The organism is Candidatus Latescibacter sp. IFSED24 (genome assembly GCF_058273205.1).
Genome location: NZ_CM177850.1, coordinates 663681 through 676643 on the forward strand (window position 1 = coordinate 663681; position 12963 = coordinate 676643).

The 12963-nt window shown below is 68.5% G+C and carries 15 protein-coding genes; 14 read left to right on the forward strand and 1 reads right to left on the reverse strand.

Translation table 11 applies throughout. From position 1 onward, the window contains the following. Window positions 1-4 precede the first annotated feature (4 nt). The 13 genes from dtd to rseP all read left to right on the forward strand — a co-directional run bounded on the left by dtd (window position 5) and on the right by rseP (window position 10355). A complete protein-coding gene (gene dtd, locus IFSED24_RS02610; RefSeq protein WP_491333667.1) occupies window positions 5-451 on the forward strand; it encodes a D-aminoacyl-tRNA deacylase in 447 nt (148 codons plus the stop codon). After that, a complete protein-coding gene (locus IFSED24_RS02615; RefSeq protein ID WP_491333668.1) occupies window positions 448-1080 on the forward strand; it encodes a Maf family protein in 633 nt (210 codons plus the stop codon). The genes dtd and IFSED24_RS02615 overlap by 4 nt, the downstream gene beginning before the upstream one ends. Further along, entirely contained in the window at window positions 1077-2147 is a 1071-nt protein-coding gene (gene mtnA, locus IFSED24_RS02620) for an S-methyl-5-thioribose-1-phosphate isomerase (RefSeq protein WP_491333669.1), read from the forward strand. The genes IFSED24_RS02615 and mtnA overlap by 4 nt, the downstream gene beginning before the upstream one ends. Window positions 2148-2262: 115 nt before the next feature. Then, entirely contained in the window at window positions 2263-2697 is a 435-nt protein-coding gene (gene rplM, locus IFSED24_RS02625; protein WP_491333670.1) for a 50S ribosomal protein L13, read from the forward strand. Between the two features lie 3 nt (window positions 2698-2700). Continuing rightward, complete coding sequence (gene rpsI / locus IFSED24_RS02630; protein WP_491333671.1) at window positions 2701-3087, forward strand: 30S ribosomal protein S9; 387 nt, start codon at window positions 2701-2703, stop codon at window positions 3085-3087. Between the two features lie 143 nt (window positions 3088-3230). After that, window positions 3231-4034, forward strand: coding sequence for a 30S ribosomal protein S2 (gene rpsB / locus IFSED24_RS02635; protein ID WP_491333672.1), 804 nt, complete (start codon window positions 3231-3233; stop codon window positions 4032-4034). Window positions 4035-4114: 80 nt separating this feature from the next. Next, a complete protein-coding gene (gene tsf, locus IFSED24_RS02640; protein ID WP_491333673.1) occupies window positions 4115-4708 on the forward strand; it encodes a translation elongation factor Ts in 594 nt (197 codons plus the stop codon). Window positions 4709-4787: 79 nt separating this feature from the next. After that, window positions 4788-5504, forward strand: coding sequence for a UMP kinase (gene pyrH / locus IFSED24_RS02645; RefSeq protein ID WP_491335020.1), 717 nt, complete (start codon window positions 4788-4790; stop codon window positions 5502-5504). Next, the gene (frr, locus tag IFSED24_RS02650; protein WP_491333674.1) at window positions 5501-6058 is read left to right on the forward strand and encodes a ribosome recycling factor; all 558 of its coding nucleotides are present in this window, start codon (window positions 5501-5503) and stop codon (window positions 6056-6058) included. The genes pyrH and frr overlap by 4 nt, the downstream gene beginning before the upstream one ends. Before the next feature lie 4 nt (window positions 6059-6062). After that, entirely contained in the window at window positions 6063-6911 is an 849-nt protein-coding gene (gene uppS / locus IFSED24_RS02655; protein WP_491333675.1) for a polyprenyl diphosphate synthase, read from the forward strand. After that, complete coding sequence (locus IFSED24_RS02660; protein WP_491333676.1) at window positions 6908-7744, forward strand: phosphatidate cytidylyltransferase; 837 nt, start codon at window positions 6908-6910, stop codon at window positions 7742-7744. The genes uppS and IFSED24_RS02660 overlap by 4 nt, the downstream gene beginning before the upstream one ends. Beyond that, a complete protein-coding gene (gene dxr / locus IFSED24_RS02665; RefSeq protein ID WP_491333677.1) occupies window positions 7741-8943 on the forward strand; it encodes a 1-deoxy-D-xylulose-5-phosphate reductoisomerase in 1203 nt (400 codons plus the stop codon). Before IFSED24_RS02660 ends, dxr begins: the two co-directional genes overlap by 4 nt. Then, window positions 8940-10355 carry an RIP metalloprotease RseP gene (gene rseP / locus IFSED24_RS02670; RefSeq protein WP_491333678.1) on the forward strand — a complete coding sequence of 472 codons (1416 nt, stop codon included), beginning with the start codon at window positions 8940-8942 and terminating at the stop codon, window positions 10353-10355. Before dxr ends, rseP begins: the two co-directional genes overlap by 4 nt. A gap of 34 nt (window positions 10356-10389) precedes the next feature. Here the strand turns inward: rseP and IFSED24_RS02675 are convergent, their stop codons facing one another. Then, on the reverse strand, window positions 10390-10776 hold the full coding sequence (locus IFSED24_RS02675) for a hypothetical protein (RefSeq protein WP_491333679.1): 387 nt from the start codon (window positions 10774-10776) through the stop codon (window positions 10390-10392). A gap of 140 nt (window positions 10777-10916) precedes the next feature. On the opposite strand from IFSED24_RS02675, the gene IFSED24_RS02680 reads away from it, so the two are divergent. Next, window positions 10917-12959, forward strand: a complete 2043-nt coding sequence (locus IFSED24_RS02680) for a BamA/OMP85 family outer membrane protein (protein ID WP_491333680.1) — start codon at window positions 10917-10919, stop codon at window positions 12957-12959. The last annotated feature ends 4 nt before the right edge of the window (window positions 12960-12963 follow it).

Sequence of the window (12963 nt, forward strand, 5' to 3'; positions counted from 1 at the left end):
CGACATGCGATGCGTGGTTCAGCGCTCGGGGCCGGCCCGGGTCCAGATCGACGGCGAGACGGTGGGCGCCATCGCGCGCGGTCTGGTGGTGCTGGCGGCGTTCGCGCCCGGCGATACCGAGCGCGAGCTGGCGTGGATGGCGCGCAAGCTGCCGGCGCTGCGCCTGTTCAACGACGACGAGGGCAAGATGAACCTCAGCCTGGCGGACGTGGGCGGAGGCATCCTGCTGATCAGCCAGTTCACGCTCTACGGCAACTGCCGCAAGGGGAACCGGCCCAGCTTCGTCGGGTCGGCCGCGCCGGACGAGGCCGCGGCGCTCTACCGGCGCTTCGGCCAGCTGCTGCGCGCCGCCTGGCCCGAGGTGGCCGAGGGCCGCTTCGGTGCCGAGATGGCGGTGACCTTGACCAACGAGGGTCCCGTCACCGTGATCGTCGACCGGGAGGACGCATGACCACCAGTCCCTTCGTACCCTGGCCCGCGGGGGAGACCCTGGTGCTGGCCAGCCGCTCGCCCCGCCGCGCGGAGTTGCTGCGCACCGCGGGCATCCCCTTCGAGATCCGTCCCGCCGGCGACGTGGAGGGCGAGCACGCCGCGCGCCTGGCCGCGCTGCACGACGATCCCGACCGCTACGCCGAGGAGCTGGCTCGCCTGAAGGCCCTGGCGGTGTGCGAACTGCTGCCCGGCCGTCTGGTCCTGGGCGCTGACACCATCGTGGTGCTCGGGGGCGAGGTCCTGGAGAAGCCGGTCGACCAGGACGAGGCCTGCCGGATGCTCGCGCGGCTTTCGGGACAGCGGCACACGGTGATCAGCGCCATCGCCCTCTGCGGCGGGCTGCACCGGCAATGGCTGGGGCACGAGCGGACCGAGGTCGATTTCCTGCCGCTGGCTGCGGACACCATCCGCCGTTACGTGGACACCGGCGAACCCATGGACAAGGCTGGCGCCTATGGAATCCAGGGTTTCGGGGCGCTCATGGTCCGCGGGGTGGTGGGTTGCTATTTCAACGTCATGGGGCTGCCGCTGGCACTGCTGGGGCGGGCCCTGCGCGAGATCCTCACCGGACACAAGGAGCAGACGTGATCGCCTTCCCCTTTCCCGTGGCCGAGTGGACCGGCGACGCGGTCAAGCTCATCGACCAGACCCGGTTGCCCGGCGAGCTGACGTTCCGCCACTGCCGGACCATCGACCAGCTCGACGAGGCCATCCGCGTCCTGGCCGTGCGCGGTGCGCCGGCCATCGGCGTTGCCGCCGCCTACGGGCTGGTGCTCTCGTGGCACCTGGGCCTGGCGGTCGGCGAGGCGCTGCCCGCGCTGCGCGACCGCCTGGACCGCGACCAGCGCCAGCTCGCGGCGACCCGGCCCACCGCGGTCAACCTCTTCTGGGCGCTGCGGCGCGTGCGCGCGGCGACCGAGTCCGCGCTGGCCGCCGGCGCCTCCGCCACGGCCGTGGCCGAGGTGCTGCTGACCGAGGCTCGCACCATCCACGAGGAGGACGTGGCCATGGGACGGGCGCTGGGGCGCGCGGGGCAGGCTCTGCTGCCGCAGTCGGGCGCGGTGCTCACGCATTGCAACGCCGGCGGCCTGGCCACCGGCGGCTACGGCACCGCGCTGGGCGTGATCTACGCCGCCTGGGAGGCCGGCAAGCGGATCCAGGTCTATGCCGACGAGACCCGCCCCCTGCTGCAGGGCGCCCGGCTCACCGCCTGGGAGCTCCAGAGCCAGGGTATCCCGGTGACCGTGCTGCCGGATTCGGCTGCGGCCACGCTCCTGCGCCAGGGCCGCGTCGACGCGGTGATCACCGGCGCTGACCGCATCGCGGCCAACGGCGACGCGGCCAACAAGATCGGCACCTACCCGCTGGCGGTGCTGGCCCGGCGTCATGGGGTGCCGTTCTACGTGGCGGCGCCCTCGAGCACCGTGGACCCGGCCACGCCCCGCGGCGAGCTGATCGAGATCGAGCAGCGCGATCCTGCCGAAGTGCATGGTTGCGGGGCCCAGCGGCTGACTCCCGCAGGGGTGGACGCGTTCAATCCCGCCTTCGATGTGACCCCGGCTGGACTGATCTCGGCAATCATTACCGAACAGGGCGTGCTGCGTCCGCCGTATGCCGAATCGCTGTTCCTTGACACAACTGGCGGGGAATGCTAGATTTCCTGCCCCCGAGTCCTAATGCGGAGCAGGCGGGTGCCGCAGGTGCGGCACTTTTGCTTGCTGATTGGTGTGTCTGCTGGAGTTGTGGCCCGGCAGGCTAACGGAGGCCAACGTGAAGACCTACAGCATGAAGCAGAGCGAGATCGCCAAGGATTGGCTCGTCGTCGACGCCACCGGCATCCCGCTGGGACGCCTGGCGACCCGCGTGGCGACCTTTCTGCGCGGCAAGCACAAGCCCACCTTCCAGCCCAACCTGGACATGGGAGACAACGTCATCGTGATCAACGCGAGCGACGTCAAGCTCACCGGTCTGAAGCTGGACAAGAAGGTCTACCTCCGTCATACCGGCTGGATGGGCGGCCAGAAGGCCACCCCCATGCGGGTGATGATGGAGAAATACCCCGACCGCGTGATCACCAAGGCCGTCTGGGGCATGATGCCCAAGACCCGCCTCGGACGCCGTCAGATGACCCACCTGCGCGTGTATTCCGGTGCGGAGCATCCGCACTTCGCGCAGCAGCCCAAGACCGTCGAGCTCGGAGGTTAAGAGTTGGAGGAGAGGTATTACGCCACCGGTCGCCGCAAGACCTCTGTCGCTCGCGTCTGGCTCACCCAGGGCAGCGGCAAGGTCATGGTGAACAAGCGTCAGGTCAACGACTACTTCAGCGAGATGCAGATCCTGCACGCGCTGCAGCCGCTGCGGACCTTGAGCGCCGAGAGCGACTTCGATATCTGGTGCACGGTCAAGGGCGGCGGCGTCAGCGGTCAGGCGGGCGCGCTGCGCCACGGCCTGGCGCGGGCGCTCGTGGTCGCCAACGAGGAATTCCGCAAGCCCCTGCGCAAGGGCGGCTTCCTGACCCGGGATTCCCGCATGGTCGAGCGCAAGAAGTACGGTCAGCCGGGCGCTCGCAAGCGCTTCCAGTTCTCTAAGCGCTAGACCGTTTCGATCGAGATCACACCGGCCGCGGTTCGCCGCGGCCGGAATCACACACCCGGTTCGAGGCAGGGACAGGTGGCGCTGCGGCGTTGATCCCGTGCCGATGAAGACCGGGGAGGAACAACCTGAACCGGAGGATCATCATGGCCAACGTCGGACTGCGCGATCTGCTCGAGAGCGGCGTCCACTTCGGGCACCAGACCCGCAAGTGGAATCCCAAGATGAAGCCGTACATCTTCATCGCACGCGGCGGCATCTACATCATCGATCTCCAGAAGACCCTGCGCCTGCTGAACCGCGCCACCGCCTTCCTGCACGAGGTGGCCAGCAAGGGCGGCACCGTGCTCTTCGTGGGGACGAAGAAGCAGGCCAAGATCGCCATCCGCGAGAACGCGCAGAAGTGCAACATGCCCTACATCACCGAGCGCTGGCTCGGCGGCATGCTGACCAACTTCCGCACCATCCACCAGCGGGTGGAGAAGATGGAAGACTACGAGGCCATGATGAGCGACGGCCGCATGGAGAAGCTCTCGAAGAAGGAGCAGCTCGAGGTCAACCGTTCCTACGAGAAGCTCCACAAGAACCTCGGTGGCATCCGCAACATGAAGAAGGTCCCCGAGGCCGTGTTCGTCGTGGACACCGCCGAGGAGGAGACCGCGGTGCGCGAGGCCAACAAGCTGGGGATCCCGGTCATCGGCATCGTCGATACCAACGCCGATCCGACCATGGTCAAGTATCCCATCCCCGGCAACGACGACGCCATCCGCAGCATCAACCTCTTCGCCCGGGTCATCGCCCAGACCATCGAGGAGGGCAAGCAGGCCCGTGCCGAGGGTCGCGACCAGGTGAACATGGCCGCCGAGGCTCCCGCCGAGCCCCAGGCCACCGCCACCCTGGAAGGCGATGCCAGCAAGGTCGAGGCTCCGGCCGAGACGCCCGAGGCCTAGATACTCTTCTGATGACATCGAGCCCGGCCCCTCGGCGGTGCCGGGCTCTTGCAGGCTCCAGACAACGGGAGATTTGGGACATGGAAATCACCGCCAAGATGGTCAAGGAACTCCGCGACGCGACCAACGCCGGGATGATGGACTGCAAGAAGGCCCTCGCCGAGTGCGACGGGGACCTGGAGCAGGCCAAGGACTTCCTGCGCAAGAAGGGCATCGCCTCGGCCGACAAGAAGGCCGACCGCGCCACCAGCCAGGGCCTCATCGGCTCGTACATCCACATGGGCGGCAAGGTGGGCGTGCTGGTCGAGATCGCTTGCGAGACCGATTTCGTCGCGCGCACCGATGACTTCCAGGAGATGGTGCACAACATCGCCATGCACATCGCGGCCGCCGATCCCGCCGCCGTGACCCGCGAAGAGGTCGACTCCTCTCTCATCGAGAAGGAGAAGGAGATCTATGCGGCGCAGATGCGCGAGGAAGGCAAGCCCGAGCAGATGATCGAGAAGATCGTCGAGGGCAAGATCGGCAAGTTCTACAGCGACGTCGTCCTGCTCGAGCAGAAGTACGTCAAGGATCCCGACCTCACCGTGGAGGACTACATCAAGTCCGTGATCGGCAAGCTCGGCGAGAACATGCAGGTCAAGCGCTTCGCCCGGTTCACCATCGGCGCCTAGACCGACTCCGCCCGGGCCGACTCCGCGCGGCCCGGGCTTTTCTGTATCCGGGGTCCCCGGGAGGTCCATCTTGTCGAGCTTGCGCTACTCGCGTGTCCTGCTGAAGCTGAGCGGCGAGGCCCTCGCCGACGGGGACCAGCAATTCTCCCATCCCAAGCTCACGGCGCTGGCCCAGGTGCTGCACCAGGTGGTCCAGCGCGGGACGCAGGTGGGCATCGTGTGCGGCGCGGGGAACATCTTCCGGGCGCGCCAGGCCAACCTGAACGTGCTGGGACGGGTCACCGCTGACCAGGTGGGGATGCTGGCCACGGTGATGAACGCCGCGGTCCTGCGCGAATACCTGCGCGCCGAGGGGCAGAAGGCCGTGGTCTTCGCTCCGCGCGAGCAGGTGCCGCTCGCGCAGCCGTTCGCGCGCGACCGGGCCCAGGAGCTTCTCAAATCGGGGCATGTTCTGGTCTTCGCCGGCGGCACCGGCAACCCCTTCTTCACCACCGATTCGGCCGCCGCCCTGCGGGCCCTGGAGATCAGCGCCGACGTGCTCCTGAAAGGAACCCAGGTAGATGGGGTTTACGACAAGGATCCGCACCAGTATCCTGATGCCCAGCGCTTCGAGAGCCTGACCTACGACGAGGTCCTGGCCCGCAAGCTCCGTGTCATGGATCTCACCGCGGTGACCCTCTGCGCCGAGGGCAACCTGGGGATGACGGTCTTCGATATCTCCGACCCGGAGAATCTGTTGCGGATCCTCGACGGCGAGCCGCTGGGGACCCGGATCACAAAGGAGACGCCGAGATGAGCAAGGACGTCCTGGAGAATGCAGAACTCGAGATGGACTCGGCCCTGGATTCGGTCAAGCGCCGCCTCGGCAAGCTGAGGACCGGCAAGGCCTCGCCCGCCCTGCTGGACGGGCTGATGGTGGAGTACTACGGCGCGCCCACACCGCTGAAACAGCTGGCCACCGTGGCGGCCCCGGAAGCCCGGCAGCTCACCGTGAAGCCCTTCGACCGCAGCGCCATCGGCGCCATCGAAAAGGCCATCCAGGCCAGCAACCTCGGCCTGAATCCCTCCAACGACGGCATGATGATCCGGATCCAGATCCCCGAACTCACCGAGGAGCGCCGCCGCGAGTTCGGCAAGATGGCCCGGGAGATCGGCGAGGAGGGCAAGGTCGCCGTGCGTCGCGTCCGCCAGGATGGCAACGACCAGCTCAAGAAGGAGCAGAAGGACAGCACGATCACCGAGGACGAGTTCCACGGCGAGCGTGACGAGATCCAGAAGCTCACCGACCGTTTCTGCGCCGATATCGACGAGGTCGTCAAGGCGAAGGAAGCGGAAATCATGGAGATCTAGGCGCATGTCCGCCGATCGGCACCACGACCGCGACGACGATCAGCTGGCCGAGTATCTCACGGCCCAGGCTGGCCTGCCCCGGCATGTCGCCATCATCATGGACGGCAATGGCCGCTGGGCGCGCAAGCGTTTCCTGCCCCGGGCCGCCGGCCACCGGGCCGGACGTCATTCGGTCCGGGCGGCGGTCTCGGTGTGCAGCAGGCTGAATATCGAGGTGCTCACGCTCTACACCTTCAGCCAGGAGAACTTCAGCCGTCCCGAGGCCGAGGTCCGCGCGCTGTGGAGCTTCCTCGAGGAGGCGCTGGTCGTCGAACGCGAGGAGCTGGCCCAGCGCGGCGTCCGGCTCGTGGTCAGCGGCGAGACCGACCTCTTGCCGGAACGGGCCCGCGAGGCCCTGGCGCGCACGGTGGACGAACTCGCCGGCGGCACGGGTCTGACCCTGAACCTGGCTTTGGCCTACGGAGGGCGCCAGGAGATCCTGCGCGCCACGGCGCGGGTGGCGGCGCGGGTGGCGGCCGGAGAGCTGACGCCCGAGGCGGTGGACGAGAGCGCCCTGCGGCGCGAGTTCTACCATCCCGAGCTGCCCGACCCCGACCTGGTGATCCGCACCAGCGGCGAATGCCGACTCAGCAATTTCCTGATCTGGCAGGCGGCGTACGCCGAACTGCTCATCTCACCCGTGCTCTGGCCCGACTTCCGCGAACGGCAGCTCATGCTGGCCATCGACGACTTCCTGCGTCGCGAGCGCCGTTACGGTGGACTGCCGGCCACGGGAGTGGTGGCCGAGCCCCGGCGGGACCCGGCCCTTCTGGACCCCGCCCGCTGGAAGCGGTTGCTGGGGTACAGGTCGTGACGGCCATCACCCAGAGATTCCTGAGCGCCGGCATAATACCCCGGTTGGCGGCGATCCTGGTGGCCGTACCCTGCCTCTACGTGATCACCCTGCGCGGCGGCGTCTTCTTCCTCCTGCTCATCGACCTGCTCATCGTGCTCGGCCTCACCGAATTCTTCCGCTTCATGGAGGCCAAGGGCTTCCACCCCTCGAGGCTGCTCGGCTACGCGGCGGCGCTGGCCGTGAGCCTGCACGCTTACCGGGGCGGGCCGGCGCTCACGCTCTTGGTCACCGTGATCCTGCTCATGATCATGGTCCGCGAGATCTTCCGCCCGCAGGTGGCCGAGGCGCTGACCAACATCGCGGTCACCGTCCTCGGCGTGATGTACGTGGGCTGGCTGGGCAGCCACTTCATCCTGCTGCGCGAGATCGGCACCGACCCGGCCGTGGGCGCCAAGCTGGTCTTCTTCGCCGCGCTGGTGATCTGGGTATGCGACACGGCGGCCTACGTCGTGGGCATCACCATCGGACGCCGCAAGCTGATCCCGCACATCAGCCCCGGCAAGACCTGGGCCGGCGCCATCGGCGGCCTGGTCGGCGGGGCGGTGGCTGGCTGGGTCTGCGCGCAGACCTTCCTGCCCTTCATCACACCGCTGGCCGGTGCGCTCCTGGGCCTGGCCAGCGCGGTGCTGGGGCAGCTCGGCGACCTGGTGGAATCGCTGCTCAAGCGCGACGCGGGCATCAAGGACTCGGCCCAGATCATTCCCGGGCACGGCGGCATCCTGGACCGGATCGACTCGCTGCTGTTCACCATTCCCATGATCTACTACTGGTTCCGGTTCATGGTGCTATGATCCCCGCCCTCTATCCATTCGCCGTGCCCCGCACCCTGCCCGAACCCCTGGGCCTGATCGTGCTCGGGGCCACCGGCAGCATCGGCCAGCAGACCCTCGACCTGGTCCGCCGGTTTCCCGACCGGCTCCGGCTCGAGGCCGTGTCGGTCCATCGGCGCTGGGAGGAGCTGGCGGCGCTGCCGCCGCCGGCCGCGCCGCTGGTGGCGATCACCGACCCGGCCGCGCGCGATCGCGCCGCCGCGGCCGGGGTCTTCGGGCCGCGCCTGCTGCCGGCGGCGGATGCCGCCGCGCTCGTGGCCGAGGCGCCGGGGAACGTGGTGGTCAACGGCATCGTGGGGGCGGCGGGCCTGGCGCCGACTCTCGCCGCGGCCCGCCGGGGCCTGCGCATCGCGCTGGCCAACAAGGAATCGCTGGTGGTGGGCGGCTGCCTGGTGAACGCGGCCGTCGAGGCCGGCGGCGCCGAGCTGCTGCCGGTGGACTCGGAGCATTCGGCGCTGGCCCAGTGCCTCTGCGGCCGGCGGCGCGAGGATCTGGAGCGGTTGATCCTGACCGCCTCGGGCGGCCCCTTCCGCGAGACCGGCACCGCCGAGCTGGCCGCGGTCACCCTGGACCAGGTGCTGGCCCATCCCACCTGGAACATGGGACCCAAGATCACGGTTGACTCCGCCACGCTCATGAACAAGGGGCTCGAGGTCATCGAGGCCCACCACCTCTTCGGGATGCCTTACGCGGACATCGACGTGGTGGTGCATCCCGGGTCGTGGATCCACTCGCTGGTGCAGTTGCGCGACGGCGCGCTGCTGGCCCAACTGGGAACGCCGGACATGCGGTTGCCGTTGCTCTATGCCATCACCGGCGAACAGCGCTGGGCCTTGCCCGGCGAGCGGCTCGACCTGCTGCGCATCGGCCACCTGCGGTTCGAGGCCCCGGACACCCGACGTTTCCCCTGCCTCGCCCTGGCGCGGGGTGCGGGCGAAGCCGGCGGCACGGCGCCGATCACGCTGAACGCGGCCAACGAGGTGGCGGTGGCGGCGCTGCTGGCGGGTCGGCTCCGATTCGTCGACCTTCCTGGTGTGGTCGAGGCCGCCCTCGGTCGCCTGCCTGCCCGTCCGGTTCCCGATCTCGAGACCGCGCTCGCCGCCGACCAAGAGGCCCGTCGCCTGACGGCCGATCTCATCCCCCTGCGAGGTACGACTTGAACGGAGATCTCCTCATCACGCTGCTCGCCAGCATCTTCACCCTCGGCCTGGTGGTGATCGTCCACGAGCTGGGGCACTTCCTGACCTGCAAGGTCTTCGGCGTGTACGTCAAGACCTTCTCGGTGGGCATGGGGCCCAAGATCCTGACCCGGCGCTGGGGCGAGACCGAGTACGCGCTGTCGCTCATTCCCTTCGGCGGCTACGTCAAGATGGCCGGCGAGGGCATGATGGAGGAGATCCAGGACACCGGCACCCTCGACCAGCGCAAGTACCCGCTGGGCACCGAGGAGGGCAACAAGGAGCGCGCCGGCGAGGACGACGACATCCCCGCCGAGCGCAAGTTCCTCAACAAGCCGGCCTGGCAGCGATTCCTGGTGTTCGTGGCCGGGCCGCTGTTCAACCTGATCCTGGCCTACGTCATCTTCACCGGGCTGTTCATGCACTCGGGACTGTCGGTCAATCCGGTCACCGAGATCGGGACCGTGGCGCCGGGCAGTCCGGCGGCCGTGGCGGGCCTCGAGCCTGGCGACGTCTTCCTGACGGTGGCCGGCGAGCCCGTGGCAAGCTGGTCGGAGATGCTCGAGGCCCTCGGCGGCGCTTCCGGCCTCGCCACCGCCGACACCCTGGCCCAGCCGGTGCCCGTGGTGGTGCGCCGCGCCGGCCAGGAGGTGAGGACGGAGGTCGGCCTGCGACGGCCCTCGCCCGCTGACGACTGGGTCCTGGGCTGCGATGCCCACGACAACCTCATCGGACGCGTCCAGCACAACGGTCCCGCCGACCAGCTGGGGCTCCAGCGCGGCGACAGGATCGTCGCCATCGACGGCCAGGAGATCCGGAGCCATCGTCAGGTGCTCGAGATCGTCCAGGTCTCGGCCGGGGTCCCCCTGGCTATGACCTGGGTGCGTGATGGCCAGCAGTACGAAGGGACGGTGACTCCCGAGGCGTACGAGGTCATGCCCGACTCCACCGTCGGCAGGATTCACTACGAGTTGCTGCTCGAGCGCCGCCCGCTCTCGCTGGGACAGGCGCTGGTGCTGGGTCACCAGCGGACCTGGTTCACGACGCGCCAGATCGCCAGCGAGTTGCGCCGCTGGGTGCGCGAGCGCATGGGACTCGAATCGGTGGGCGGTCCCATCCGCATCGCCCAGGTAGCCGGCGAGATGGCGCGCTGGGGCTTCGACCGGCTCCTGACCTTCATTGCCTTCTTCTCGGTGAATCTCTTCCTGCTGAACATGCTGCCCATTCCCGTGCTCGACGGGGGCCACGTGCTCTTCCTCCTGCTGGAGGTTCTGCGTGGCCGACCGGTGGACGAGCGGGTGCAGGGCATCGCCACCCAGCTGGGGCTGATCATCCTGCTGCTGTTCATGACGGTGGTCCTGGTCCAGGACGGCGTGCGGCTCTTCACCGGCTAATGGTTGCGCCCAGGCGCCCGGACCGGCAGAATCGTCAGGATGGAGGCACGGGTGTGGGCAGGGGGGCGGTCAGGCGGCGTGGCACCGGGGCGTGGACCAGGGAATCCGCTTCCGCTTCGAGCAACCGGCTGACCAGGTCCATCATGGCGGCGGCCCGGGTGGGGTCGCTGGGCAGGCTCCGCTCGGCGAGCAGGTCGGCGGTGTCGCCCCAGGCGCTGGCCAGGCTGTCCAGGATGGTGACCCCGACCGTGGGGTCGGCCAGCGACACGGCCCGGGCGCGCTCGAGGACCACGTAGCGCTCCACGAACTGTCGCTCGGCTGCGGAGAGGTCGGCCAGGGCGAGGTTCTGAGGTTCCTGCGCGCATCCGCCACCGAGGACGAGGAGGGCGAGCCAGGACACGAGACCGAGTCGACGGGACAAAAGGGACCTCCAGGCGAGTGATCGCTGCGGGCCAGCCAATCAAACATGCCCGACGGGTGGGCGGCAACGGGAAAGTGCGGCAACGAGCGGACAAACAACCGGCCTTCGCGCCCGGTTCCCACCCGTACACGGCGGGTGGCGTGCTGGCATGCATGCTGCTCGTGCTGGCGCTGACACCCCGGGCCCGGGCCGACGAGGAGCTCGATTACGGTCTCCAGCAGAACCGGCTCGCCCGCATCGAGCTGTCGGGCAACGCGACCTTCTCCGACCAGACCCTGAGCCGGGTCCTGCGCCTGCAGGGGCGCGACTGGACCCGCCCCTTGAACATCCCCAGCTACCGGCCCGACATGGTGGAAACGCAGCTGCGCCAGCTCCGCGGCTGGTACCGCCTCCGCGGCTTCCATGACATGACGGCGAGCCTGGACTCGGTGGGGACCACCACCGAACAGGGGGACATCCTCTACATCTCGGTGGTGGAAGGCCCACGCACCTATGTCGACCAGGTGGTCCTCAAGGGCGTCGCGCCGCTGAGCGAGGCGGAGCTGCGCAAGATCCTGGTCCTGGTGGAAGGACAGCCGGCTCCTGCCGACGTGCGGGGCTTCGGCGAGGACATCTACCGCATGCGCCGGCGCTACTGGGACATGGCCCACCTGCGCGTGGAGATCACGCCCAGCCTGCGCCTCGCCGCGACCGACGACCCCACGCGGCGCTCGGCGATCATCGAGTACGCCATCGTTCCCGGCCCGGCCTACACGGTGAGCCGCATCGAGGTCCTCGGCCAGCCCACCACGCGCCTGGATCTGATCACCCGGGAAGTGCGGCTGGATCCCGGCGACCTCTTCACCTGGAACGAGGTGGAGATCACCCGCCAGCGGTTGCTGCAGACCGCCCTCTTCCGCGACGTGAGCGTGGTGGCCGCCGACTGGGATACTACCGCGCATACCGCGGCCATGCTGATCCGCGTCACCGAGCGCAAGCCGGCGTTCTACGAGCTGGGCGTGGGGTTCGGCAGCCGCGAGCGGATCCGCGCCCTGGCCGCCTGGGGGCACAACAACCTCTGGGGCACCGGGCGCCGTCTTTCGCTCCGTTTGCGCTTCTACTGGAACGTGGAGGAGATCATCGGCGAACCGCGGGACTTCCAAGATGGCGACCTCAACTACCGCGCCGACCTGCTCTATACCGATCCGCATCTGCTGGGGCGGGACTACCCACTCGATATCAACTTCTTCGGCAAGCGCGAGACCCGCGGCGAGTCGGCGCTGATCCAGACCACCGCCGGTTTCCTCGTTGGCACCCAGCGTCGCGACGACCTGAACTGGACCAACCGCCTGGATTTCCGCTTCAAGGTGGTCGATCCCGAGATCCATCCGCTGGCGCCAGCCGATCTGCAGGAGGACTTCGAGCAGGCCGGCGTCACCGCGACCCAGACCCGTTCGCTCATCCACTCGCTCTTCCTCGAGGGCCGCGACAACGTCTTCAATCCGCTGCACGGGCAGTACTTCACCAGCCAGCTCGAGCTGGCCGGGGGGCTGCTCGGCGGCGACAACAGCTTCCTGAAGTGGAGCGGTTCCTACCAGCATTATCGGCCGCTGCTCGGCGGCGTCCTGGCCTCGCGCCTGCGTGTGGGCGCCGTCCGGCCCTACGGCAAGTCGCGCGAACTCGGCGCCGACGGCGTGCCCTACGACGATCGTTTCTTCGCCGGCGGCGCCTACAGCGTGCGCGGCTATCGCGACAACGGCCTCGGCCCGCAGGTCCTCGACCGCAGCGAACTCGACGAGATCGGCTGGGGTTCGGACGTCCCCTTGCCCGACGACCCGGCCAAGGGCGGCAGCTACCAGCTGATCACCAACCTGGAATGGCGTTTCCCCTTGCCCCTGCTCTCGCGCTGGAACTTCAGCAGCGTGGCGTTCTTCGATGGTGGTAACGTCTGGGAGAATTTCGACGACATCCGGCTCAAGGGCTTCCGCTTCCGCTCGTATCCCGGCGAGCCCGAGGATCCCAGCAGCACCAAGCTCTGGGACTATCGTTACAGTGTGGGGACCGGCGTGCGGCTGGACACCCCCTTCGGACCGTTCCGGCTCGACATCGGGTTCCCGCTGAAGCGGGCCCGCTACCAGAGCCTGGAAAAGACCGTGGTCGACGACAAGTGGCGGATCCACTTCTCGCTCGGTCACATCTTCTAGAGGA

Excerpts from the sequence above, each read along its gene's own strand:
- dtd (WP_491333667.1), top strand. The coding sequence starts at position 5 with ATGCGATGCGTGGTTCAGCGCTCGGGGCCGGCCCGGGTCCAGATCGAC.
- IFSED24_RS02615 (WP_491333668.1), top strand. The coding sequence starts at position 448 with ATGACCACCAGTCCCTTCGTACCCTGGCCCGCGGGGGAGACCCTGGTG.
- rpsB (WP_491333672.1), top strand. The coding sequence starts at position 3,231 with ATGGCCAACGTCGGACTGCGCGATCTGCTCGAGAGCGGCGTCCACTTC.
- tsf (WP_491333673.1), top strand. The coding sequence starts at position 4,115 with ATGGAAATCACCGCCAAGATGGTCAAGGAACTCCGCGACGCGACCAAC.
- frr (WP_491333674.1), top strand. The coding sequence starts at position 5,501 with ATGAGCAAGGACGTCCTGGAGAATGCAGAACTCGAGATGGACTCGGCC.
- uppS (WP_491333675.1), top strand. The coding sequence starts at position 6,063 with ATGTCCGCCGATCGGCACCACGACCGCGACGACGATCAGCTGGCCGAG.
- dxr (WP_491333677.1), top strand. The coding sequence starts at position 7,741 with ATGATCCCCGCCCTCTATCCATTCGCCGTGCCCCGCACCCTGCCCGAA.